This window comes from Thiothrix winogradskyi (genome assembly GCF_021650935.1).
In the GTDB taxonomy this organism is placed as follows: Bacteria; Pseudomonadota; Gammaproteobacteria; order Thiotrichales; family Thiotrichaceae; genus Thiothrix; species Thiothrix winogradskyi.
On record NZ_CP091244.1, the window covers coordinates 3119666 to 3146647 of the forward strand.

A 26982-nucleotide genomic window follows, 5' to 3' on the forward strand; every position below is an offset into this window, starting at 1 on the left:
ACTATTGACCGTAAGCAGAAGCATCCACCAACAAGCAAGCATCCTCCCGCACCGCCAGCGCAATCGGCAACAGCACACAGCTACGCCATTGTGCCAGCGCATCCACCTTCCCCGCCCCCGTCACCAACACCAATTGCTGCCGACACGCCTGCAACGCCGACACACTCAAACTCACCCGCTCTGGCGGCGGCTTCGGCGCATCAAACACCGCAACCGTTAACCCCTCACCCCCCAGCCCCCTCTCCCTCAAGGGGCGAGGGGGAGCAAGAGATTCTTTGTCTTTAGCCCCTCTACCCTTGAGGGAGAGGGGTTGGGGTGAGGGGTCTCCCGGAAACAAACTCGCCGTATGTCCATCTTCCCCCATCCCCAACATCACCACATCAAACGGCAACTTCTCACGGATAGTCTGCGCATAAACCACAGCCGCCGCTTCCGCCCCCAACTCCGCCGGAATCGGAAACCGCCGCGCCGTCGGCAAGCTCATCCGCGAATTGCGTTCCCCATCCTCAACTGGCAAACACCGCTCATCCCCCCAAAAAATCTCCCACTTATCCCAATCCTGCAACGTATCCGCCAGCAAATCATACGCCCGCTGCGGCGTGCTACCCCCCGCTAACACCAAGCGAAACACCCCACGTTCCCGAATCGCCACCGCTGCCGCCGCTGCAAGCCACTCACACGCCCGTTGCGCCACCGCCTCCGCATCCACCAACACTTGCGTATCACTGGGTAACATCACTCGCCTCCATTGCACGACAAGGTATGCCGCCAAGCGCGATCAGAATCCCCAAAAATCTTTTCTGCCGCCTTCGGCCCCCAACCACCTGCGGGGTATTGCAACGGCAATTGCTCATCATCAGCCCAGCGCTGCATCACCGGGTCAACCACCGTCCACGCCGCTTTCACCTCGTCATACCGCAAAAACAACGAACGATCGCCCTTGATCACATCCAGCAACAACTCCTCATACGCCTCCGCCTTGCGCTCACCCGGCGTACTCACCGACGCATCCATCACAATCTGGCGCGTGTGCATTTCCAACCCCGGCACTTTTGCAGAAATCTCCATACGCACCGCGTCTTCCGGCTGAATCCCAATCAGCAACCAATTCGGATACGGCTGATACACCCCGCTGCCCTTAAACAACTGCATCGGCGGCTGCTTAAAACGCACTGCCACCAACGAACGCCGCTCTTTCAACCGCTTGCCAGTACGCAAATAAAACGGCACATCCTTCCAACGCCAATTGTCGATATACAGCTTCATCGCCGCATAAGATTCGGTATGGCTGCCCGCTGCCACTCCCGTTTCCTGCAAATAACCGGGAACAGCTTCACCCTTCACCTCGCCCGCCGCGTATTGCCCGCGTATCGCATGGGTCGCAAGCTGCTCCAGATTCACCGGGCGAATGGATTGCAACACCTTAACTTTTTCATTGCGCAAGGCTTCTGCCTCCAGCGACACCGGCGGTTCCATTGCCAGCAATGCCATCACTTGCAGCAAATGGCTTTGGATCATGTCGCGCACCGCCCCGCCGCTCTTGTCGTAATAGCTGGCACGCCCGTCCACTCCCACCGTTTCTGCGTGAGTAATCTGAATGTGGTCAATGTGATAACGATTCCACAACGGCTCTAAAATCAGGTTAGCGAAACGCAGCACCAGCAAATTCTGCACCGCTTCTTTGCCCACGTAATGGTCAATGCGGTAAATCTGCTCTTCCTTAAGGTGTTCACTGAGGCTGTGTTGCAAAGTACGCGCCGACTCCAAATCGTGACCAAATGGCTTTTCGATCACCATGCGCCGAAAACCTTGCGCCTCATCCAACAATTGCGCCGTCGCCAGCCCTTCCGTGACAGTGACATACAAATCCGGGCTGACCGAGAGGTAGAAAATCACATTATTGGCGCATTCGCTATCACGCTGAATCCACGCGCCCAAGGCTTGGTAAAACGTCGCCTCGGTCAAACTGCCCGCCAAATAGTCCAAACGTTGGATAAAACTTTCCAACACCGCATCATCCACCACACCTTGCTTCAGCAATTGCTGGCGCACTTCTGCCCGCCACGAATCCTGCGTGAATGGGGTACGTCCGCAACCGAGGATTTCCACATCATCCGCCAAATGCCCCATGCCATGCAGTTGGTAAAGCGCTGGCAATAACTTATGCACCGCCAGATTGCCTGTCGCCCCAAAAATAACGTAAGCGTGTGAAATCCCCGCGCAACCGCAACTCATGAGTTCCTCCTCCCTTCACCCCTTGCGGGGGAAGGGTCAGGGATGGGGGGGATTCCCCACACCGTATGAAAATGCAGCGCAGGGTCGCGGTCTACCCGCTGATAACCGTGCGCCCCAAAAAAATCCCGTTGCGCCTGCAAAATATTCGCCGAACCCTCCGCACAGCGATAGCCATCAAAAAATGCCAACGCCGACGACAATGCCGGAGCAGGCACGCCCTGCATCACCGCCAACGCCACCGCTTTACGCCAACCACTGGAGGCTTGCTTGAGTTCCAGCGCAAAAAACGGGTCTTGTAACAGGCTTTGCGGCACTGGTTCGCGTTCAAAACTGGCTTTAATGTCGCCAAGAAAACGGCTACGAATAATGCAACCTGCCCGCCACAGCAAGGCAATGTCGCCATACGGCAAATTCCAGCCGTATTGTTTTGCGGCGGTTTGCATCAGCATGAAACCTTGCGCATACGACACCAACTTCGCCGCATACAGCGCATCATGAATAGCATCGAGATAGGCTTGCCGTTGTTCTGCTGGGACAGGTGCTTCTAAACCGCCCAAAATGTGAGAAGCAGCCACGCGCTCATCCTTACGCGCCGACAACATCCGTGCATGAACCGCTTCACCAATCAAGGTCAGTGGCACGGCATGTTCGAGTGCGTCTTGCGCCGTCCATAACCCCGTGCCTTTTTGCCCGGCACGGTCGAGGATTTTGGTCACAAGTGGGCTACCATCCACATCTTTCTGGCGCAAAATCTGGCTGGTAATGTCGATCAAATACGATTCGAGCTTGCCTTGGTTCCACGTAGCGAACGTGTCCGCCATTGCGTCGAAATCCATCCCCAGCGCGTGTTGCATCAAATGGCAGGCTTCGGCAATCAATTGCATATCGCCGTATTCGATGCCGTTATGCACCATTTTGACGTAATGCCCCGAACCGCCTTCCCCCAGCCATTGGCAGCAAGGAACACCCTCCACCTTGGCAGCAACGGCTTGGAACATGTCGCGAATCGCAGGCCATGCTTCCACCGCGCCACCGGGCATCAAGGAAGGACCATGCCGTGCGCCCTCTTCCCCGCCGGATACGCCCATGCCGACAAAACGAATGCTTTTCTCAGTCAATTCCTGCCAGCGGCGCGTGGTGTCTTTGTAGTTGGAATTGCCGCCGTCGATAATAATGTCGTTGGAGTTAAGCAGCGGCAACAGTTGTTCGATCACCGCATCGACCGCACGACCGGCTGTGACCATCAGCATAATAATGCGTGGCTGCGCCAGTTGGTTGACGAATTCGGGTAAGGTTTGCGCGGCTTGAATCGTGCGACCCTGTGCCTGTTGCGCCATGAAGTGTTCGGTGAGGGTATAAGTGCGGTTGTAAACGCTTAAGGAATAGCCGTGATCATTCAGGTTTAGCGCAAGGTTTGACCCCATTACGCCGAGACCGATTAAACCGATATTGCTGGGAGTGGTGTCCATGCCTACCTCGTTGTCATGTTAAGTATGGTGGTGGGTAGGTGTAGGATAGCAGAGCGTGTGAGGGATGCCCACCAAGCGTGGCAGGCATCCATCTTTGTAGGCAGGATTACTAAGTCGTGCTCTTGAATGCAACTTTAACCGTACCGACCGTAACCGTCATGGTCACTGTCTTCTTCACGGCTTTGGAACTCAAGTGCCGTACTTGCAGAATATCCCCTGCTTTGAGCATTCCCTTGGCTTTGGTGTAAGCACCGCCATTAATGCTGTATTCCCCGCCACTAATACTCACGGCGGTTGGTACATTAATGCCGCCAATGGTCGCAGAATCAGACTCTACCACCGTGTTCAACGCTACGGCGGTCTTAGCTGAAAAACTGAAAACATCAGGTGTCGTATCAATTACAATCGTAGTGGTGCTGAACACGGGTTTTGCAGTCCCAACTGTCAGAGTAGTTTTGACCGTAGCCTTGGATTTGCTAGAGGTAGTGTGCCGCAGTTGCAGGGTATCACCGGCTTTGGCGCTACCTTTGGCTTTGGTGTAAGCCCCGCCATTGATACGATACTCGCCGCCCGTCACACTGATAGCTACCGGAACATTAATGCCTGTCAGCGTAACCGTAGCCGATTCTACCGCAGTGGCTAAGGCAACGTCGGTCAGGGCGGTAAAATTCAGTACATCTGGGGTTGAATCAATCACCAAGGTAGTCGTTTTAAAGGTTAACGTCTTAGTACCCAGTTTGAGTGTGGTTGTCACCAGCGTAGCCGATTTACTCGAAGAGGTGTGACGTACCTGAAGCGTGTCGCCGTTTTTAACCGTACCTTTAGCTTTGGTGTAATTGCCACCGTTGAGACGATATTCACCATTAGTCACACTCAGACTGGTCGAGGCTGAAAGACCACTCACGCGGATGGTATTAGATGTTATCAAGGTGACAGGGTTTACCCCCGTTTGGTCGATGAATGCATTGCCGTCAGCTACCGTTGGGTCAGAACCTTGCTGGTATTCTGCCAGATTGCTAATCCCGTCACCGTCCTTGTCTACACTGCTATCGCTCGCATCCAGCGGATTCAAACCATACAGAATTTCCCAACTATCAGGCATTCCATCATTATCATCATCGCTATCGGCATTATTGCCAATGCCATCCCTGTCACTATCCAGCCATTCATTGGGATCATCCGGGAAGGTGTCCTGATCGTTGGGCACGCCATCGCCATCACGGTCAGTATTGTTGTTGCCACCATTGTCATTCAGGTAGCTAAGCAAGGCATTGTATTTGGCAGAAGACGTTTGCTCCACATGCTCCAACGCGCCCCACGCCCCGTAACGCCCCGGCGTGCCAATATCCGTAAAGTGCATGAATAAACCGCCACCCAGTTGTTTCCAAGTATTCAGGTACTGGGTATATACCTCTCCCATACGCGGGTCGCGGTTGGCGGTGCTGAACAGGTTGATCACGCCGGTACTGAGAGTTCCCCAGATGTCGGCAATGTGTTGCCCGCCTTCGTAAGACACCAATTGCAGACCGTGTTGCTGCGCGAATTGTTGGTTATTACTGATCCAGCCTGAAGCTTGCTGAAGCGCTCCGCCCGCAGGACTATTGCTGAGAATGCCGCCGTGCTGCAATTCCGTAAACAGCTTGCCCAAACCACCATCAGCTTCCGCCAGCCAACCTTCTACTTGAGATTTCACCGTGCGGTCACCCAGATAGCCGCCAAAATAAGGGGCTATCGCCAGTGCATCAATACCGTAGTCACGGCACGGACCCTGCTGCCACAAGGGGCAGTCGAGTGCTTGTTCTGCCGGATATGTCCACGCCGCTTGACCACCCAATACGCACACCACCCGATTGGCATCGTTACCAAACACCTCTTTCCAGATGTGGCACATTTCGGCGGTGCGTTTGCCGTACCAATTCATGCGCACGGTGTGGTCATCCGCCACCGCGTCAGGCCATAAGGCACGACCTTGCTGGAGGGCGTAAGTGCTTTGCGCGAAAATGGTATTCCAGACTTCGTTGGAATATTCCACATACACCTTCTGGTGCGGCGGCAAGTCGTCGCGTACCTGTGTGGCAAATTGGCGCATATAATCATCGTCAGCTTGGTGTGGCAGAGTAAACCAGGGTGTTTTATCGAGTGTATTTGCCAATTGCAGCATGATTTCCAGTGGAATACCGGTTTGTTTGCCGTAGTGAGCGTAACGCGCATCCGTCGGTAATGGGCGGTCACTCCAGCGTTCCTGAGTGCTGGCATTGGTCGACATCCAATCCATGAAGCGCAATACTTGAAAGGGGCGAGTACGTTCAAGGAAATCGGGATTGAAAACGTGCTGCGCATAAGTCGTTTCATACGCTTCCGGGATAATACGGATATTGCGCAAGTAATTGCCGGTACGGTTGGGGTCGGTGGCGGTCAAGGTCATGAGGATTGCTGTGCCATTATTGGTATCCGGCACGATATTAATGACATAACGCCCCGCTGTGGATTCTGCCGCCAACTTGTGAGCAGAAAAGCTGTAACTCAGTGTGCCTTCACCCTCGTACAGCACCACATAACGCCCGCCCTTGAATTCTGGGTACATGGCCCAGTAAGTAGAAGCGCGGGTGAAAATGGGCGTATCTTCGGGTTTGGGCAGGGATTTCACCCAGCCATTGGCATCAAGGTCAAGCTGTGCCTGTTCACCCGTGTCCCATTGCCCGGTACAGCCGGGGTCAGGGGTGGTTACCCAATAGGCGCACTGGGTTATCCAAGTACGCGACATCTTGAACAGATCAAGGAATGGCATCTGGGAACTCCAGTCTGCCAGACCGCTGAGGTTGGTTCCCATCACTGGCGCTGCACCATCCCGTGTGCTGGGGTTGGTGTTTGCGAGATACTCGTCTTTGTTGCTGATACCGTCGCCATCCTTATCAGCAGTGGCATCGCTGGCATCCTCTGGGTTGAGACCGTAATGGCGTTCCCAGTCATCCGGCATTCCATCGCTGTCGCTGTCCTCCTGCGTCAGTGTGAATTGCAGAGTGGCGGCAACCGCACGGGCATTACCATTGATAGTACCGATCGTGACCGCAAGGGTTTCGCTGGCTTCGATCAAATTATCGTCGATACTATCCAGACGTATGCTTGCGCTAGTTGCCCCAGCCGGTATGGTGAGGGTTGGTGAGGCGGCTTGGTAATCCCCACCGCTCGTTGCCGTACCGGCAAACTGTAGGTTGAGGACGATTGGCGTGGGTAACGCCTTATCCAGATAGGCAGTGAGCGTGATACTGCCGCCTTTTTCCGACATCTGCGTTACGGATGCTCCCAGCGTCACCACTGCCTCGTAATCCGTTCCATTGAGGTAATCCAGCAATGCATCGTATTTAGGGGAACTGGTTTGCAGGACGTGTTCCAACACCCCCCAACTGCCCCATTTGCTGGGAATGCCGATGTCGCTGAAATTCATCATCAGACCGCCACCCCGTGCTTCCCACCCTTTCAGGTAATCGAGGTACAGCGCTCCCATACGTGGGTCACGGTTCGCCTTGATCAACAAATTGGTAATGGCACTGTCATTGACCACTTCACCGACACCGACCAGATGTTGCCCGCCTTCATACGCCAACAGTTGCAAACCACGGTTGTTGGTCAGTGTGTGATAATTGTCTATCCAGCGCATGGCTTCTGCCAGCGCCCCGCCAGCAGAGCCATTACTGAGAACACCGCCGCTTTTCAGTTCTGCGAATAACTTGTTCAGCCCGCCATCGGCTTCACGTGTCCAGGCGGTGACTTGAGCCTGATTGGTCAAGCTGCCGATGTAATGACCAAAGTAAGGGGCAATGGTAATGGCATCAATGCCGTGGGCGCTGCACGGTTTGTGTTCCCACAGTGGACAATCCAGCGCGGTAGAGGCAGTCCAAGCATTGGCGGCTTGTGCGCCTAACACACACGTTACCCGGCTGGATTGTGCGCCAAAGGTGTCTTTCCAGATGTCACACATTTCAGCGCTGCGTTTACCATACCAGTTGATGACTTTGGTGAAATCGCTATTCGTGCCACCCGACCAGAGGGTATTGGCTTGTTCGCGTACCCACGCATGTTGGCTGAACTGGGTGTTCCAAACTTCATTGGAATATTCCAAGTAAATGGGCAATGTGGGGTCGAGCGTATCGCGTACCAAAGCGGCAAACTGACGCAGGTAATCGTCATTCGCCTTATGCGGCATATTGAACCACGCTGGTTTGCGGGTTGCGTTCGCCAGTTGCACCATCACTTCGACAGGTGCGCCAATGACTTTACCGTAAGTGGCATAGGTGGCAGCACTGGCTGGTCGCCGGTCTGCCCACTGTTCCTGTTCATTGCCATTGGTGTTCTGCCAGTCCATAAAGCGCAATGCCTGAAACGGTTGAATACGAGCCAAGAATTCAGGGTTGAACGTGTTGCTTTGGTATGTACTTTCATCCGCTTCACGGATCAGCCGCAGGTTACGCAGGTAATTGCCACTCTTGTTGGGGTCGGTGGAGGTGATCTGAATATGGATCAGACCACGGTTGATGTCGATGTCCAGCACATCACGCCCGGCGGTGGATTCGGCATTCAGCTTTTGTGCGCCCAGTTTATATTGCAACGTGCCGTCACCCTCATACAGCAACAAGTAGCGCCCTGACGGGAAATTTTTGGGCACATCCAGCACCGTCCCGGCGATGGAGTAACCGGGTTCTGCGGGAGCGGGCAGGGATTTCACCCAGCCATCGGCATCCAGATCCAGTTTGGCGTTTTCATTGGTTTCCCAACGTCCGTTGCAATCAGAATCGCGGCTGTTGTCGCATTGGGTCAGCCAAGGGCGTGACTGCTTGAACAAGTTGGTGAACGGGCGTTGGGTTGACCAATCGGAAATGCCGCCGAGGTTGGAACCCAGTCTGAGTGGCGCAGGTTTTGATGCTGGGTCATTCGGATTGGAGCTTGCCATGAATTCCTGCTGGTTGCTGTAGCCGTCCCCATCCTTGTCAGCGGCTGCATCAGCAGCATCCAGTGGATTCAGTCCGTACTGCGTTTCCCAGCTATCCGGCATCCCGTCGTTGTCATCATCGGTGTCCTGACTGTCAGGGATGCCATCACCATCGGTATCCACCAATGCGTTACTTCCCAGCGGTTCTGCCATCAGCCCGAAGACCCCCACCGCAATCGCCATCTCTTGGATGGTGAATTCAGACATTTCTACCAGATCGGATTCATCGGTATAGCGCCGTAAAATCGGGTAAGGATCATCCGTATTGTACATCGTGGGGTAATTATTCGCGTCTTCCTGTGCTTTGCGCTGCGGGGTCTTGCCATTGCTCATGTGCGCAAAAATGCCAAACACCGGAATGCCGGGAACAGGTTCGTCAACCCCATCGTAGATGGAAACCGTGTGCAGCGGGTTTTGCGGGTAACGCTTGCCGATGCCGGTAATAAAGCTAAATGCCAGTGGATTCGCGCCCAATTGTGCATCCAGATTCAGGGCAGCGGTATCGCGGTATTTCTCATCACCGGTCAGCGCCCATGCCTGCAACAACGGAAAGGCGTACATCGTGCTTTGGGTAAACGTTCCCCATCCCAGCCAATCCGGTACATCCAGCCTTGCCCCGTTCTGATAAGGGCTGGCGAGGGTTTGGGCGCGATTATTGTTGGCATCCAGAATGATTTTATTGCGGATTTCCTGCTGAATAGCCGCATTGGTATTAGCTGCCGGAGTGCGCAGATAAGCCCAGTACGCCCGTTTGTAGAAATGCTGCCATTCATGCCAGCCCCAAGTGTGACTATTGTTTGCCCACCAGTTTTCAAAATGTTGGCGGAAAGCGCTTTCGCCGGTAGTACGGTACAGTTCAGCAGCCGCCCATAAGCGGTTGTCGGAGTCATCCGCATCGTTGTATTCACCCGAACAATTATTGGCTACGTTTTTAAAGCCACCTTGCGGCGTGTTGTTAGGGTGGGCTTGCAGGAAACTCCAAGCCAAACGAGCGCGTTGCAAATAAGTGGCAGCCAAGGCACTGTCATAGGGTTGCCACACCCGTGCAGCACTGGCGAACAGCGCTGCCGCCAAGGCAGTGTCATGGGTAGTTTTGGCGTAAATATGGCGCGGCGCAGTTTCCTTGTGCGGCATGTCGCCGAACCAGCATTCTGACGTGACCTTGTGGTAAACGCCGCCATCACTTGACTGAAGGCGCACAATCCAGTCCAGTTCCCAGCGGGCTTCATCCAGCAAATCCGGTACACCGTTGCGGCTTTCAGGAATGTTCCATGCGTTGTCACGGAAATGCTCCGGCTGAATATCGTAGGTTGTCAGCAGATACCACAGCGCGGTGGCGGCGGTTGGCATGTATTTGCCGTAATCCCCGGCATCGTGCCAGCCACCATGCACATCCTTGAAACCGCCAATCGGTTCATTGTTGTACAGAGGTGAGTTAGTGAGCGTAGCATTGTAAACGCCGTCAATTTTGCGCCCGTTTTCCTGGTATTCATGACTGAGCGGGCGGGTAAAACGGGCTTCGGCGTAGGGTTCGGTCAATGCTGTGCCGCTGCGCTGGTAAAACAAGCCACGAGCGGTCGTGTAGGCAGCGTGATTCAGTACATCCTTGCCAATTTTGAAAGTATCCGAGATGCCAAGCCCCGGAACGTAAGCACGGTATTCCCCGGCTGTGGTGAGGGCACTGAAATCAAACTGGTAAACATCTTCGCCAGACAAATGCCAATTGGCATGGCGTAACGTCAGGGGTATCTCCAGCACGGTTTGAGCGTTCTGTGCATTCTGGATAGAGACAGTCGGCAATGGCGTTGGCAGGCGTAACGCCCCATAAGGCAGGGCGAACATGCCGTGGATAGTGGCATTCAGGTTGTCACCTGCTTGCCAGTCATTGCCTGTTTTTGTAATCAACGCCCCATTGCTGGTGCTGCCCCAAGACTGGCGGGAATTCTGCCGCGCCAAAGCACGCAAATCATTACTGGTAGCTGCATTGACAGCCGTGAACGGGTTACTGCCAAACCCGGTTTTGTACCACAGGGTTCCATTATCGCCAGCCACCCAGATACTGCCACTGTGATTCCAGGTCAGCGCATGTAAATCGGCAGTCCCCGCTGGCTTGTCCGTCCACACCTTCCAGCGATTGTATTGATGGAACAGAATCGTACCGTTTGCACCGACTGCCCACAAATCATCTGCCTTGGAACCCCCAATGGCGTGCAAATTGACCGTTGTACCACTGGTTTCTGCCGCCCACTTGACACCATCCCAGCGGATAATGGTGCCATTATCACCGACTGCCCATGCACTTTTGGTGGTCTCTGCCCATACACCGCGTAAGGTTGATGCGGTGGGGCTGGTAACGGTTTCCCATACACTGCCCTTGTAACGCAAGATGCTGCCGTTTGCACCGACGATCCATCCCTGATTCAGTGGGTCGAAGGCTATTGCCAGCAAATCAGTGCTAACGGGAGAGACGACTTGTTGCCACTGTTTCCCATCCCAGTGCAGGATAACTCCGCCATCGCCCACTGCCCATGCGGAATCTTCGCGGGTGGCGGCAATCGCACGCAGTGGGGTCGTCACGGGTGTGGTTTGTTCTTGCCAGCCAGATTGCTGGTCATGGAATAGGATTTTGCCATTGTCGCCGACTGCCCAAACACCACCGCCCAAATCGCCGAAATACCCACCCACATAACCAACCTTAGGGCGTTCCGGCAGATAACCGACCTGATTGACCTTGATATTCTGGTTAAGTTGTTGCTGGTCAGCGTAGGTGAAACGGTATGGTATGGGTGTAATGGCATTACCAGAACGGTCTTTGACCCCTTGCAAATTCAGGGTGTATTGCCGCCCGTTCTTAAGCGGTTTGGCAAAGTGCAAAAACAGGTCGTAACGGTTTTGCGGTATACCGCTATTGTCGAAGCGCTGGATACGGTAGTGCATTCCAGTATCGACGGGTGAGGTTGCTGTACTGTAATCGCTGTCGTCCACGCTGTGCAGGCTGTAATTGCTCAAAGCGCGGATACTGGCTGCATCATAGGCTTCGCTGAACGTCAGGCGCAGGACAGTACTGCTTTCTGTTATTGGCGCTTGTTTGCCAACGGTGATGAGCGTCGGCGGGGTAGTATCACGCAAGGCGATATTATCCACATAGCAGGTACGGTTCTGCTCATCCATTGCCCAAGCCAAGGTTTCCACATTGCCTAAAGTCCATTCGGGTGTGGCAAGGGTAGCCAGTGGGATTTGTACTTTGCGCCAAGTGTTGTCGATGACGCCCCCGTCGATGTGGTTGAGGAGATTGACGGTATTGCTGCGGCGATTCCAAGTACTGAGATGAAAAGCTGGGGGTTCAACGTAACCACTCGGACAGCGGAAATAGAATTCCAGCACATCATGGGCGGAAAAATCACGCCGCGAACCACCGCCGCAGTAGAGCCGGTAGGCTGGACCGTGCCATTTAGTCGGGGTTAGGCGTAATGCTTGACTGCCGTTTAGCCCTTCGCCGGGTGCTGTTTGCAGGTAGAACAGGCAGCGGTTGGAGCCATCGCTGGCATTTTCGACCAGAACAGGAACAGAGCCGGGTTCGCCGTCATAGATCAGTTGGTCGCCAATGCCATAGTAAGGCGAGTCATCCGCCAGTGTGGCGATGGGTAGCAGTAACAGCAGTATTGATAACCACAGCTTACGTATAATGTTCATCAGCTAACTCCCTGTTATGGAATTTCTTTTATTGTGTTGTAGTTTTGAATAGCGCTTTGGTCGTGCCGACAGTGAGGGTCGTGGTCACGGTTTTCTTGGTGCTTCTGGAACTCAAATGGCGTACCTGCAAGGTATCCCCTACCTTCACCGTACCCTTGGCTTTGGTGTACGCCCCACCATTGATGCGGTATTCACCACCGCTGATACTGACGGCAATAGGGGTATTGATGCCGCTGACGGTGATGCTTGCCGATTCGATCCAGCTATTAAGCGCAACGCCGGTGAGAGCAGTAAAGCTAAAAGCATCAGGGGTGCTATCAATCACCAACGTCGTGGTGCTGAAAACGGGTTTTGCGCTGCCCACGGTCAGGGTAGTTTTCACCGTGGTATTGGATTTGCTGGAAGTAGTGTGCCGTAGTTGCAGGGTATCACCAGCTTTGGCAGTACCCTTGGCTTTGGTGTAAGCCCCGCCATTGATACGGTACTCGCCCCCCGCCACACTGACGGCTACAGGTACGTTGATACCACTCAGGGTAACAACATTAGATTCCAGCAAACTGCCAAGGGCAACACCTGTTTGTGCCGTAAAGCTGATGGGATCAGGTGTGCCATCAATGACTAAAGTGGTGCTTTTGAAGATGTAGCTTTGCTTGCCCACTTTCAAGGTAGTCGTGACAGTAGTAGTGGACTTGCTGGAAGACAAATGCCGCACTTGCAAAGTATCACCATTTTTCAACGTGCCTTTTGCCTTGGTGTAAGCACTGCCGTTGATGCGGTATTCACCGCCAGTCACCGTGAAAGGGGTAGCAGAACTCAAGCCACTGATTTGAATGTTATTTGACTCAACCCAAGTACTCAGCAATACATCCTTTTGATCCACAAAACTAGTCATTACCGTCACAGGTTGGATGCTTGCCAACCGGTACTTGGCGTTGTCGTAGGCAAAGGTTATCCGTTGCGTTTGACCATTCAATCTCAGATCAAAGCACGGGGCATTCCCACCGCAATCCCCTTTCTGCAAACTAATCTCCTGCAATTGTTCAGCCTTAGGGGCTACTTGCAGAAGAAACACCCGCACATCCTCACTTACCGGACTCAAGGGTTTAAAACGCACCCGCTGGCGCTGGATTGTGGTATTAATGCGTGTTTTATAGTTAATGATTTCAGGGTCAAGGCTGAACTCACCTGCCTGCCATGAGGCGGCAGCAATACGCCCCACCACGCTGGAAGGGGCAGTGCGGTCAAGACGCGCACATTCGGGTTTCAGCCGCAAGCTATGGGTGTTTTCCAGACTCATGGCCACATTCTGGCGCGAGAAAGAGCAACTGCTGGCAGCGTCGGTATCGACGGTGGTATGCCAGTATTCCTGCACATTCGCGCTGCCCCGCTCCGCTTTCACCGCAAACGCATCCGCTACCAGAAAATTGCCATCCCCCAAGGGCAACATCCAGCGGTCAAAGTAGCGCAACCAGCCCAGTTCAGCATCATTCGTGCCATACACGGCCTGCGCATCCAGATGTAATCCAGTCAAATTACCGATTGTCGCTTTAGTCAGAATGCCGCGTTCGCCGTAAATCTGGCTGCTGTTGATGGTGGCATTTTGGTATTTTCCGCCGGTATAACCTGTTTGAGTAGCATCTTCGACAACCAACGTATTCGTGCCCAATGGCAAATTATCAAACAACTGGACATTCCCGTTATTCAATAAATAGGGTTTGCCTTGAGCGGTAAGGGCAATTTCACCGTAGCCGAAGTCATACAGCAGGCGGTTTCCGTAGGCTGACCAGATCAAACCACCAAAATCCAGTTCCCGGTGTGGAAAATCAGCCGGTGTACCGCTCACCGCCAGATAGGTTTGATCGGCTTGTTTAAAGCGCAAGCCTTCCTGTTGTGCCAACGGATTGCTACCCGGTAAATACTGCCGTAGCGAGCCGGTAACGGCATTTGCAAACAGGCTAACCTGACTACCGGCTTGCGCGGTGCGCTGACATTGCCCAGCGAGATTGATCCAGTTACGCGCCATGGAAGGTTGCACCGTCCAAGGGTCATCCAACCCCTTCACGAACCACTTATTGCTGAAATAATCCAATATCTTGCAGGTATCGAGTGTGGCTTGCCCGACAGGTTTTACCCCGGTCATTTCCTCCCATAACAGCATGTGCAAGGGATCGAGTGTGTACCAACCGAGTTTTTCCCAAGAATCCCCAAAATCCACCATTGCACCATCAGGAGCCATGAAATCCAGAAACCAATTCGCCGTTTTAGCGACACGTTCCCAGCGCACGCTATCCAGCGGCACACCAAAGCCCTGCATCATCAGGTTGTTGATTTCCCGCAAGCTGGAATAGGAAACATTGGTGTATTCAACAATGCCTTCCATGTATGCACCATCCGCTAGGTAAAAGTCGCGGTGCAACCACAGGCTTTCCAGCACTTTCTCCAATACAGCCGGGGCGCGAGGGTCTTCGTGGTAGTAGGCAATGGCCCAGTAGGCGGCTCCCCTGCCGAGCAACGGTGTCCAGTTATTGCCATTGAAAATCGACCAGTCTTTATCAGCGTATTGCTGCAAGTAGCAGTCAATCAATGCACCCATTTTGGCATCAATACGCGCTTTGTCGGTGACAGCCAAATCACTCCAAAACACATCCACGAAAATCGACCAGAACTTCATCTGCTGTTCGGTGCCAATATCGAAGCATTTGTAACCCCAATCCCAGACCACCGAATCGAAACGCTGCATTTCATAGGCAATAAAGGCTGCCTGCAATGCCTGCGTTTCGGCAGCGCTATACAAGCAATTGCCACCTTCCGCATGACATTGCTTGAGCTGGCGTAACAAGAACATCACCCGCAGGGCGCGGTCAGTATTCCATGTCGAATTGGCGGGCGGGTTCAGGTAAAAAGCGGCATCATCCACCTTTTGCAAACTGCTGGGCGGTGTTTCCTTACAGGCGCTGTAACCCTTGGTGTGCTTGTCCCACACGTTTTTGACATTAAAGACACTGCCCCAATCGCTATCGTTTTTGCTGGTGACACAAGTTAAGGCTTCAAACGGTTGCCAGTAGGTTTGCCATTCCGCGCCATGACCGAGAATGCGTGGGTGTTGTTGCGCAGGTTGATGCAGTGGGTTGAGTGCCTTGGCTGTTTTCAAGGCAACAGAATGTAACTCCAGATTTTCATTTTCATGCGGCGTGCAAACCGTCGGGTTAGCCTTTTCACAGGCTTTGGTGTACTGATTGTAGGTCAACAGGGTCACCACCACTTCATCTGCGCCACGCAAGGCTTCCGGGACAGCCGCCTGAAACACTTGTTTGCCGCTGTAACCGATCTTTTCAATCGGGTCATGTGGCCCCGTTACGACGTATTGACTATCACCGGGTTTTGCCCACAACAGGAACAACCCCGCAGGTATATCCGGTTGCCAATCCGCACTGACATCCAGTTTGCACCGCCCTGTCACGGGATCGATTTCGGTGGGATGGCAGTTAGTTGGCGTAGAACCAAACAGTTTGTACCAAGACAGTTCGTATTCCAAGGTGCTAGCGGTGTGACCTTGCGGAACCGAAAAGCGGAACTGAGCCCAAGCGGGCGCTGGAGTCAGCGGGTAATGGATATTGTTGAGCGGCCATTTGGTGAGGAATTTGAGTGCGCCATCATCGGTTTGCGCCTGCACCTTGCAGACATCCGCGCCATTACCGCTCGCACGTCCACCAACACTAACCTGAGCAGCAGACCAATACGCGGCAACATTGCACAAAGTGGGGTTATAAGTTGCTTGTCCATTGACCACCGGGCTAATGCGGTCATAGCGCACCCCCGCATCCGTTTGCGGACGCACCGCTTGCAACGGCGTCGCAGGAATAGCGGGCAAACCACTCTCCGGCAACTTGATTGACGCGGCAGAGGCCACTTGCGGTGCAACACCATACAATAGGCTAATCAGACTAATGGCAAGCAGACGATACAGGATGTTCATCACTGAAGTTAACATAGCCGTAGCCCCTCGCTGGCTGATACATTGACTAGATTGTTATTTAACCACTTATTATAATAATAATTAATGACAATCGTCACATAAATTATGGTTTTTGATACTTCAGTGCCGAGATTTCAATGCCAAACTCAATAATTTCGCCGTAATATCAACAACCGGGATCACCCGCTCATACGGCATTCGCTTCGGGCCAATCACGCCCAACACGCCTAACTGTTCGCCATCGACTTCATACGGGGCGGTGACGAGACTGCATTCGTCGAATACCGCTTGACCGGATTCGCGCCCGATGAAGATTTTCACGCCATCGGCCTGCAAGCATTTGTCCAGCAAGCCCAAAATATCGCGCTTGCGGGTGAAGGCGGCAAACAATTCGCGTAGTTTGGTAATATCCGACAAATCGTCGTAACCCATCAAGTTGGTTTCGCCCGCAATCACGCAATCTTCATCCGGCTTCTCACCCAGATCGGCAACCGCTTTTTCGCCCAATTCAATCGCGGAAAGCATCATCACGTTCATGTCTTCACGGTGCTGGCGCATTTCTTCCAGCAAGGCAGCGCGGGCTTGCTGCAAATCCTTGCCGATCAAACGTTCATTGAGGAAATTAGCAGCTTGTTGCAATTCTGAGGAACTGACATCGGTATCGAGTTGGATAATACGATTTTGCACTTCATTGCGGTTCATCACCAAAATGGCGAGTACTTGACGGCTGGATAAGCTCAAAAATTCAATCTGGCGAATCGAAGACGGGTTGCGGCGCGGCAAACTCACCACGCCGGTTAATTGGGTAATCCCCGACAACAAATTGGAGGCGGATTGGATTAACGCCCCAGGATCACGTTCGGCTTTCAATTGGCCTTGCAGGATATGGATGGCTTGTTGTTCCAGTGGTCTGATGTTCACCAACGCATCCACAAACAGGCGGTAGCCTTGTGAGGTGGGAATTCGCCCTGCCGAGGTGTGCGGCGCACGGATGTAGCCCATGTCTTCCAAATCTGCCATCACATTGCGGATGGTCGCGGCGCTCAAATCCAAGCCACTGCTGCGGGCAAGGTTACGCGAGCCGACCGGCTGTCCGTCTTGGATATAGCTTTCCACCAACACTTTGAGGATGTGGCGGGCGCGTTCGTTGAGTTCTGGGTGCGATGTGCTTGTCATGCCATCATTTATAGGGGCAAAGCGTCACAGATACAAGCCTGTTTAACTTGCAATTGATGTTGTGCCGATCATGCAGCCTTTGTTACGTGCCGACAGAGTGATGAGTAAAAGGGAGTCGTGCTTTCTGACGACTCCCAAATCGCAGAAACCAATCAGGGTTTGAGCGGCTCACTAACGGTAGTGATGCCGTTAGCTTGCAGGTCTTCCAAAGTACTACCATCGAATCCGGCACGAATCATTCTGCCCTTGGTCAAATCGCCACTGGCAAGCGCAAGCAGCATGTAACCATCACCGCCATTCAACTTAATCAGGTTTTTAGTGCCTGCAACTTCTTCGACAGGTACTGTTCCCTCATCATACTTACCACCACATTTATCACGCAATGTAGCCGTCGTACCACTGAAGGAAATCGTCATGGCACTGCAATGTGTATTGCCTGTCATGTCAAAACTGATGTGTTTGCCATTCAATGCCGCCAGCGTCAACGGCTTAGCTTTGTGGAATTCAATCAAATCACCATTAGTGGTATCCGTTGTGTTTTCGGCAAACACGTCGATGGTGTCACCATCTTGGCTAATTTTGTGGAGCTTGAATTGATTACTGTTGCCGTCTTCGGTGAAGCTCACCAGCAATTGACCGCTGTTTAATTGCCAAGTGCCTACGCTTTGGACGAGATCTTCGTTGTCAAAATGATTCATGATGGTAAATGTCCCATCAGAATTGAACAGGGTTAGGTCAAGGGTTTGTTCACCCTCCTCAGCCATTACCGTACCGGAAATTTCGCTGGTCTCCCAAGGCGTAGAGCCGACAGCGTTGTAAACGTGTTTAGCGGCAGCTTCTTCCGTCACCATCGCTTGGTTCACCAATGCAACTTGGCTGTCGGTTTGGATTTGCGTCAATGTGGCAGTATCCAAAATGGTTTCTAAGCATTTAACTCTATGACAATCACCATCTTTAGCGATCAATGCTGCTAGATCGGTTTTGACCGTAGCACTCAATTTGATCTTGGATACGTCGATTAAATCAGGGTTAGGGTCGGTATCCATCGTTTGCAGGAATTGGGCAATGTAGACTTCAGTGGAAATCAGCGTGATGGGCAGTTTGGCTTGTGCCTTGGCAGAACCGAGTTCTACACCATCAAGGCTGAAGGTGACGGTTTCGCCCGTGATGTAATTGAATTCGCCCTTGTCGTTGGTCACGCCGCTTTGGGTGGCGGTTTTGTAGGTCAAGCCTTTGACTGGCGCATCAATGAACACGCCAGTTTTGAGGCTGGTATCTGGTGTTACTGGAGTGGTAACAATCGGTGAGGTATCGCCAGTATCACCTGTCGCTGGCGTGGAACTACCACCGCCACAAGCAGACAATAGCGTAAGGCTGGAAAGTAACAGCGTGGTGGATGCCAAGGTGGTAAGGCGTGATGGATGTGTCATGAGTATTCCCCAAGTTACGGATAGAAAAAAGCCCACTGTCACTGTCAGCCGTATGTGACAACAACATAATACGACTGTAACAGAAGATAAGTAATGACCGGTTTACATCGCAAAAATTTTTATTGAAAAATATAAGAATTAATAATCTTGCAATTTCCTCAAAGCTTTGCCAGCCTTACCGCTTTACTCCTACAAGCGATGGTTATGAACCCGTTTTCTCACATCGGTCTGTTTACCAAACCCAACGATACCCGCGTTGACAAGACACTGTTCCAGTTGCACGAATTCCTTCTGGAACGCGGTTATCACGTCCATTGCGACCGCGATGCAGGCATTATTTTAGGTTTGCCCACCCTGCCATCCGACATGCTGGCTCGCAGTATTGATCTTGCGATTGTCGTGGGTGGTGATGGTACTTTACTCGCCACCGGACGCTTACTCGCCGATCATGAAGTTCCCCTGATTGGTATCAACTTGGGGCGATTGGGTTTTCTGGTCGATATTTCCCCTGACGAAATGCTCACCCAATTGGAGCAAATGTTAGCGGGGCAATACAAAGAAGAAGCCCGTTTCGTGCTCCACGCCGACGTTATTCGTGAAGATGAAATCATCGGCAGCGGCGAAGCACTCAACGACGTGGTGCTGCATGTGCGCAATGAGGTACGCATGATCGAATTCACCACCCGCATTGACGGCTATTTTGTCAATACCCAACGCGCCGACGGCATTATCATTACCACGCCCACCGGTTCAACCGCCTACGCACTTTCCAGTGGCGGTCCGATTCTGCACCCTGCCCTGCAAGCCTTGGCACTGGTGCCGATTTGCCCGCATACCCTGAGCGATCGCCCGTTGGTGATCAGCAATCAAAGCGTCATCGACATTCAATTGTGCGAAGACCGCGATATTCCCGCCCGCGTCTCTTTCGATGGGCATAACAATATTGAACTGGAATCCGGCGATGCCTTGCGCATTCATACCCGCCCGGAAAAAGTGCGGTTATTACACCCACAAGGCTATGATTACTACCATATTTTGCGTGAAAAACTGCATTGGGGAGTGCAACCGTAAGCCATGCTGACACATATCCACATCCGCGACTTTGCGATTATCGACACGCTGGAACTCGAACTGCATTCCGGCATGACTGCCTTAACCGGCGAAACCGGCGCGGGCAAATCCATCCTGCTGGATGCCATCGGTTTAGTGCTTGGCGATAAAGCCGACAGCAGCACAGTACGCCACGGTGCAGACAAAGCCGAAATCACCCTGAGCGTCGACATTACCCAAACCCCTTCCGCCCGCGTGTGGCTGGAAGCGCAAGGCATGGAAGGCGCGGATGACACCTGCATCCTCCGCCGCGTCATTTCCACGCAAGGCAAATCACGCGCTTGGATCAACGGCTCCCCCGCCAACCTCACCCAATTGCGCGAACTCGGCGAACAACTGGTCGACATCCACGGTCAGCACGAACACCAGTCGCTGATGAAAAAAGACGCGCAACGTCAAATGCTGGATGCCTTCGCCGACAACGATACCTTGTTGGAGAACACCCGTCGCGCTTGGTCGGCATGGAAAAAACTGCACGAGCGCGTCACTCTCATCAGCAGTCAAAACCAGCAGCACCAAGAACGCATCGACTTATTGCGTTTCCAGTCGCAAGAACTCGAAACCCTCGCCGTGCAACCCAACGAAGCCGAGCAGCTTGACGACGAACTCAACCGCCTCGCCAATGCCGAACAACTCCGTAGCACTGCCGCGCAAGGTTACGCACAACTCTACGATGACGAACCCTCGCTGTATTCCGTCTTGGGTCGCCTGATCCACGATCTTGCCCAACAAGTGCGCGTCGATGCACAGTTGGAACCGTCACTGGAATTGCTCACCAGCGCCCAAATTCAACTGCAAGAAGCCGCTGCACAATTGCGCAATTACGCCGAAAGCCTCGATATTGACCCCGAACGTCTGCAAGCAGTCGAAAATCGCATTGCCGACATTCGCAGCCTTGCCCGCAAATACCGTACCGAACCGGCTGAACTCCCCGCCCGTTTAGCTCAAATCCAGCAAGAACTGGCGCAACTTGGCAGCGACGATTACGACCTCGACGCGCTCGAACAACAGTTACAAGCAGCAACGACAAGCTATCAAAAACAAGCCGGTTTGCTGAGTCAAGCACGTCAACAAGCCGCGCAACAACTTTCCGCAGGGGTTTCGCAAGCCATGCAACAACTCGGAATGCAGGGCGGCAAATTCGCGATTCAAGTGGTTCACGATGCCACCAACGCTTTTCAGGCGACCGGCATGGATAGCATCGACTTCACCGTCAGCGCTAATCCCGGTCAACCCTTGAAACCACTGATGAAAGTCGCATCCGGCGGCGAACTGTCACGTATCAGCCTCGCGATTCAAATGATTGCCGCGCAAAAAGTCACCCTGCCCGCGTTGATTTTCGACGAAGTGGATACTGGCATTGGTGGTGGAATTGCCGAAGTGGTTGGCAAACAACTCCGCAGCCTCGGCACGAATCGGCAAGTATTGTGTGTGACACATTTACCACAAGTTGCCTCGCAAGCGCACCAACACTACAAAGTCACCAAGATCAAAGGCACAGAACAAACCACTACCGGTATCGAGCATCTCACTCGTGCACAACGGGTGGAAGAAGTGGCACGAATGATTGGTGGGGTCGAAATTACGCCAGCAACACGAGCGCTGGCAGAGGAGATGCTTACAACTGGTTCCTAAGCATTAACTCTTTAGGGTGCGGGTTCAGGTAATGCTGACGTTCAATATACGGTTGCGGATGTCGCCGGAAATGGTGTTTCAACAAAGTAATCGGTACCACTAAGGGTACATAGCCGTGCCGGTATTGGTGAATGGTTTCCAGCATTTCCTGCCGGTCTGCCGCATCAATACAACCTTTCAGATAGCCCATCAAATGCATCAGCACGTTGGCGTGTTGCCCGCGTGTTACCCGTTTTTCTAACGCTGTCATGAGTAAACGAAAATAAGCAGCCGCCAGTGCGGGGAAATCCTCCGCCCGCCCGACTTGAGCGACCATTTGCCCCAACTCACGAGCAATATCCTGATCGTGTGCCATAAGCACGTATTTATGATCGGAATGGAAATCAACCAAAGCACCCGGCGTTAACCCCGCCGCTAATAACTGTTGCCAACGGTAATACACAAAAATCCGCCCGATGAAATTTTCCCGCAGTACCGGGTCACACAAGCGCCCTTCTTCCTCAATCGGTAACAAGGGAAAGGTTGCACGTAAGGCTTGCGCAAAAATACCCACACCATCACGTTCCGGTGGCGTATTGGGTTTTGCCAGCGAATACACTTTGACCCGCTCCATGCCGCAACTGGGGGAGTTTTTTTTCAGGATATACCCATGAATCCCCTGCAATTGCGGCACGGCAGTGTCGATATAACGCGCCAACGCCTCGGTATGGTCAATAGTGGCATCTTTGGTATTCACCGCACGTAATGAACCGTCTTTACGCATCAAATGCAGGGTTGGGCGCGGCACACCTAACCCCGCCCCCACTTCCGGGCAGAGTGGCACAAAATCAAAGTACAAACCCAGTGTGCCGGTAATATAACCGTCATGCTTATGTCCGCCATCAAAGCGCACTTTCTGACCTAGTAGGCAGGCGCTGATCCCAATTTTTATTTTGTCTTCATGCTGCATTATGGCAAATTCGCTTCAATTAATTTCACCAATTTATCACTTTGCGGGGTCACAAAGCTGGAAAAACTGCCGATTAACTCGCCCTTGGTGTTCAACACGTATTTGTGGAAATTCCAACCGGGGTGTTCGCCTGCCATTTCCCCTAATACTTTATACAGCGGCGAAGCGTTCTTTTTAAGTACTTGGGTTTTCTCAAACATGGGGAATTTGACCCCATAGGTCAGCTCGCAGAAATCCTTAATCTCTTTTTCTGAACCGGGGTCTTGTCCGGCGAAATCATTGGAGGGGAACCCCAGCACCACCAAACCACGGTCTTTGTAATCGCTGTACAATTTCTCCAACCCCTCAAACTGCGGGGTGAAGCCACACTTGCTTGCCGTATTCACCATAATGACAACTTTGCCCTTGTAGGCTTCACATAAATTAACCGTTTTATCCGAACCCAATTCACGTAAGGTGAAATTCAGCGCCGCTGGGCAACCATTGTCGGTGGCAGGCCCTGCCACGGGTTCAGCCAGTGCATTGCTGGCGGCAAACAAACTGATTGCCAAACCGAAAAGTTGCTTAATCATGATCATCTGCTCTCTTTCATAGTGGTAAATACAAGTATTGTCCCACCTTTGTCGCACTTCTGTTAAATAGCTACAAGCAAATAAGGGGAAAATAACCGTATGCGCCAATGCAGAATAACAGTCGCCCTCAACAAAACAGCTTTGTATAATCGCCGCTTTGTTAGCCGATGATGTGACCAAACCTGATGGAAAACCGTGACTTTCTCGCCGAATGGCATCCCCAATGGGGCGTTTTACTGGCATGGCCGCACCCAGACACCGACTGGGCAGACAATATGGACGCTGCCGAAACCTGTTACGCCGAAATCGTCAGTGCCATCAGCCACCGCGAAAACGTGTTATTGCTCTGTCACGATGCACCGCATCAGGCACATATTGCCGCCGTATTAAGCACGCAAACCTACCGACCAGAACGGGTACATTTCGTGCAAATTCCTTACAACGATACGTGGGCGCGGGATTTTGGGTTTATTACCGTCATGGAAAATGGTAAACCGCTGTTGCTGGATTTCACCTTCAACGCTTGGGGCGGCAAATTCGGCGCGGAACAAGACAACGCAGTCAATCAGCAACTCGCCGCACTCCCCTTGCTTCAACACAATGCATTGGAAGCACATACACTGGTGATGGAAGGCGGCAGCCTCGAAACGGATGGACAAGGCACGTTGCTGACTACGGAAATTTGCCTGCTCAACCCTAACCGCAACCCAACACTGGATAGAACCGCAATCGAAGCCGAATTGCGCCAAACACTCGGTGTTACCCGCATTTTATGGCTGGCACACGGGCATTTGGAAGGCGATGATACCGATGCACACATCGACACGCTGGCACGCTTTGCTGACGCTGGCAGTATCGTGTACATGAGTTGCACAGATTCAGCCGATTCGCATTACTCCGCGTTGCAAGCGATGCAAGCGGAATTGCAAGCCTTGCGCCAAGCCAATGGAGAACCGTATCGACTGTTCCCGATCCCCATGCCAGCAGCGATTTACGAAGAAGGGCGGCGTTTGCCCGCGAGTTACGTCAACTTTCTGATTATTAATGGTGCGGTATTGTTACCTGTGTATGCCGATGAATGTTTTGATCCGGTCGCCATTGAGCAAATGCAAGCGGCGTTCCCACAGCATGAAATTATCCCGATTGATTGCCGCGCATTGATTGCCCAAAACGGCAGTCTCCACTGTATCACCATGCAAATTCCGCAAGAGGTCGTTAACGTATGAGTCGTCCTGTCACCGTTGCAGTGGTGCAACATAGTAATACAGCGGATTACACCGCCAATCTGGAACAGAGCATCGCGGGAATTCGCCGTGCTGCCGCGCAAGGCGCACAGTTGGTGATGTTGCAGGAATTGCATACTGGGCTGTATTTCTGCCAAGTCGAAGACACCGATTACTTTGACCTTGCCGAAACCATCCCCGGCCCTAGCACCGACACCTTGGGCAAACTCGCCGCCGAATTGGGTATTGTGATTGTGTGCTCCTTGTTTGAAAAACGCGCTACGGGTTTGTATCACAACACCGCCGTGGTGCTGGATACCGATGGCAGCATTGCAGGGAAATACCGCAAAATGCACATCCCCGATGACCCCGGTTATTACGAAAAATTCTACTTTACCCCCGGCGATCTGGGTTTCACCCCAATTAAAACCAGCTTGGCAACGTTAGGTGTGCTGGTTTGTTGGGATCAGTGGTATCCCGAAGCGGCACGGCTGATGGCACTCGCGGGCGCAGAATTGCTGCTCTACCCCACTGCGATTGGCTGGAACCCGCAAGATACGCCGGAAGAACAAGCACGGCAGCGCGAAGCGTGGATTACGATTCAACGTTCGCACGCCGTTGCCAACAATATTCCGGTATTAAGCGCAAATCGCATTGGCTTTGAAGGCGACCCCAGCGGGCAAACCGCAGGCAGTCAATTTTGGGGGTCGAGCATGATTGTCGGCTGGCAAGGCGAATTGCTAGCACAAGCCGATACCACCAACCCTACCGAACTGGTCCTCACGCTGGATTTAGACCGCATTGAGCAAGTCAGACGTTGGTGGCCTTACCTGCGTGATCGGCGGATTGATGCGTATGCCGACTTGGTACGCCGCTATCGCGATTGAGCCAAAGTCAATAAAATTTTTATCAAAAACAAAATTTCCTCTATAAATGTGAACCTGCTCACATCACAATACGACTAATGAGCGCAATAATATATCTTATTATAGAGCGTTGGGCTGGTTAGAACACCAATAGAGGAACTTATCATGTGCAAAGTTGTTGCATTAGGGGCATTATTTATTGCAACCTCACTCGCTGCGTCACCGGTTGATGCTCGTCTGAAACATCACCCGATGGCGCAAGACACCACTCACACCGCCTTTGAATTGCCTTACTTGTACGAAAAATTGCGTACTTTATTAGGTAACAGGCTTTACCAAGATTTATTGAAAAATGACGAATTCATCGTTTTACAGGATTTGGTCATGACCCATTTGGAGAATCACTACCCCGTAGTGGCAAAATAAAAGGGGCAAGAAACCTCTCGCCCCTTCTCAGCAGTGCATTTATTCGCCGGTTAAACGGAGGCGATACGCCCCAAAGCACTCTCCAGATTCGCCATGCTGGTCGCAAAAGAAATACGGATGTGCCCCTCCAGACCAAACGCTGAACCAGGCACCACCGCCACACCGGTTTTATCCAGCAAATAGCTGGCAAGCGCGGTATCGTTTTCCAACCCCAAACGTTGGATCATGCCTTCTACATTCGGAAAACTGTAGAACGTGCCGTCGGCTGGCAAACATTCCACCCCATCCATTGCATTAAAAGCTTTCACCACAAACGCGTGGCGCTGTTCAAACGCGCTGACCATCGTCTGAATGAAGCTCTGATCGCCGTCCAAAGCGACCACTGCCGCGTATTGCGAAATCGAGGTAGGGTTCGAGGTGCTTTGCGACTGAATAATATTCATCGCCTGAATCAGCTTTTCCGGGCCACCAGCATAACCAATCCGCCACCCGGTCATGGCATACGCTTTGGAAACCCCGTTCAGCACAATGGTACGCGCGTACAAATCCGGGCAAACATTCAGAATATTGACAAACTTTCTGCCTTCAAACAGTACATGTTCGTACATATCGTCAGTCGCAATCAAAACCTGGGGATGACGCCGCAATACCTCGCCGAGTGCTGCTAATTCTTCACCTGTATACGCCACCCCAGTCGGGTTTGAAGGGCTATTGATCACAAATAAGCGGGTTTTCGGGGTAATCGCCGCCTCTAATTGAGCGGCTGATAACTTGAAGTTGTCTGCCTGACCCGCAGCAACAATGACTGGCACTGCGTCAGCCAATAACACCATATCGGGGTACGATACCCAATATGGCGCAGGAATAATCACTTCGTCCCCCGCATTCAGCAGCGCTTGGCACAGGTTATAAAAACTCTGCTTGCCACCGCACGACACCAAAATCTGTTTTGGGGTGAAATCCAAACCGTTATCACGTTTGAATTTACGGATAATAGCCTGCTTCAACGCAGGTGTGCCGTCTACTGCCGTGTAGCGGGTTTCGCCTTTTTGGATGGCTTCGATGCCCGCCTGTTTAATGTGATCGGGAGTATCAAAATCGGGTTCACCTGCCCCCAAACCGATAATATCGCGGCCTGATGCTTTAAGCTGAGCTGCCAATGCCGTGATGGCAAGTGTAGGCGAAGGTTTGACGCGCCCAACGCGCTGTGAAAGTTGTATATCCACTGAAACCAA

General features: G+C 52.6%; 15 protein-coding genes. 5 read left to right on the forward strand and 10 right to left on the reverse strand.

What is annotated here, in order from left to right; genetic code table 11:
- Position 1 precedes the first annotated feature (1 nt).
- The 7 genes from pgl to L2Y54_RS15555 all read right to left on the reverse strand — a co-directional run bounded on the left by pgl (position 2) and on the right by L2Y54_RS15555 (position 18966).
- Positions 2-736 carry a 6-phosphogluconolactonase gene (gene pgl / locus L2Y54_RS15525; RefSeq protein WP_236497358.1) on the reverse strand — a complete coding sequence of 245 codons (735 nt, stop codon included), beginning with the start codon at positions 734-736 and terminating at the stop codon, positions 2-4.
- On the reverse strand, positions 736-2235 hold the full coding sequence (zwf, locus tag L2Y54_RS15530) for a glucose-6-phosphate dehydrogenase (RefSeq protein ID WP_236497361.1): 1500 nt from the start codon (positions 2233-2235) through the stop codon (positions 736-738). The genes pgl and zwf overlap by 1 nt, the downstream gene beginning before the upstream one ends.
- Positions 2232-3704 carry a decarboxylating NADP(+)-dependent phosphogluconate dehydrogenase gene (gnd, locus tag L2Y54_RS15535; RefSeq protein WP_236497363.1) on the reverse strand — a complete coding sequence of 491 codons (1473 nt, stop codon included), beginning with the start codon at positions 3702-3704 and terminating at the stop codon, positions 2232-2234. The genes zwf and gnd overlap by 4 nt, the downstream gene beginning before the upstream one ends.
- A gap of 109 nt (positions 3705-3813) precedes the next feature.
- Complete coding sequence (locus tag L2Y54_RS15540) at positions 3814-12384, reverse strand: glycoside hydrolase family 9 protein (RefSeq protein WP_236497366.1); 8571 nt, start codon at positions 12382-12384, stop codon at positions 3814-3816.
- Positions 12385-12412: 28 nt separating this feature from the next.
- Positions 12413-16375: a hypothetical protein gene (locus L2Y54_RS15545; RefSeq protein ID WP_236497369.1), complete on the reverse strand. Its 3963-nt coding sequence runs from the start codon at positions 16373-16375 to the stop codon at positions 12413-12415.
- Positions 16376-16480: 105 nt separating this feature from the next.
- Positions 16481-17536 carry a heat-inducible transcriptional repressor HrcA gene (gene hrcA / locus L2Y54_RS15550; protein ID WP_236497372.1) on the reverse strand — a complete coding sequence of 352 codons (1056 nt, stop codon included), beginning with the start codon at positions 17534-17536 and terminating at the stop codon, positions 16481-16483.
- Between the two features lie 152 nt (positions 17537-17688).
- Positions 17689-18966: a hypothetical protein gene (locus L2Y54_RS15555; RefSeq protein WP_236497374.1), complete on the reverse strand. Its 1278-nt coding sequence runs from the start codon at positions 18964-18966 to the stop codon at positions 17689-17691.
- A gap of 204 nt (positions 18967-19170) precedes the next feature.
- Here L2Y54_RS15555 and L2Y54_RS15560 point away from each other — a divergent pair, with 204 nt between their 5' ends.
- Positions 19171-20037, forward strand: coding sequence for an NAD(+) kinase (locus L2Y54_RS15560; RefSeq protein ID WP_236497376.1), 867 nt, complete (start codon positions 19171-19173; stop codon positions 20035-20037).
- Between the two features lie 3 nt (positions 20038-20040).
- Positions 20041-21711 (forward strand): DNA repair protein RecN, encoded by a 1671-nt coding sequence (recN, locus tag L2Y54_RS15565; RefSeq protein WP_236497377.1) that lies wholly within the window; start codon positions 20041-20043, stop codon positions 21709-21711.
- Here the strand turns inward: recN and L2Y54_RS15570 are convergent.
- Both L2Y54_RS15570 and L2Y54_RS15575 read right to left on the reverse strand, forming a co-directional pair.
- Positions 21695-22660, reverse strand: a complete 966-nt coding sequence (locus L2Y54_RS15570; RefSeq protein ID WP_236497380.1) for a YbgA family protein — start codon at positions 22658-22660, stop codon at positions 21695-21697. The genes recN and L2Y54_RS15570 overlap by 17 nt on opposite strands.
- A complete protein-coding gene (locus L2Y54_RS15575; RefSeq protein ID WP_236497383.1) occupies positions 22660-23232 on the reverse strand; it encodes a glutathione peroxidase in 573 nt (190 codons plus the stop codon). The genes L2Y54_RS15570 and L2Y54_RS15575 overlap by 1 nt, the downstream gene beginning before the upstream one ends.
- A 185-nt stretch (positions 23233-23417) precedes the next feature.
- Here L2Y54_RS15575 and L2Y54_RS15580 point away from each other — a divergent pair, with 185 nt between their 5' ends.
- The 3 genes from L2Y54_RS15580 (at position 23418) to L2Y54_RS15590 (ending at position 25747) form a co-directional block, all read left to right on the forward strand.
- Entirely contained in the window at positions 23418-24458 is a 1041-nt protein-coding gene (locus L2Y54_RS15580) for an agmatine deiminase family protein (RefSeq protein WP_236497386.1), read from the forward strand.
- Positions 24455-25342 (forward strand): carbon-nitrogen hydrolase, encoded by an 888-nt coding sequence (locus tag L2Y54_RS15585; protein ID WP_236497389.1) that lies wholly within the window; start codon positions 24455-24457, stop codon positions 25340-25342. The genes L2Y54_RS15580 and L2Y54_RS15585 overlap by 4 nt, the downstream gene beginning before the upstream one ends.
- 144 nt (positions 25343-25486) lie before the next feature.
- Positions 25487-25747, forward strand: coding sequence for a hypothetical protein (locus L2Y54_RS15590; RefSeq protein WP_236497391.1), 261 nt, complete (start codon positions 25487-25489; stop codon positions 25745-25747).
- A 50-nt stretch (positions 25748-25797) separates the two neighbouring features.
- Here the strand turns inward: L2Y54_RS15590 and L2Y54_RS15595 are convergent, their stop codons facing one another.
- Positions 25798-26973: a pyridoxal phosphate-dependent aminotransferase gene (locus tag L2Y54_RS15595; protein WP_236497395.1), complete on the reverse strand. Its 1176-nt coding sequence runs from the start codon at positions 26971-26973 to the stop codon at positions 25798-25800.
- Positions 26974-26982 lie beyond the last annotated feature (9 nt).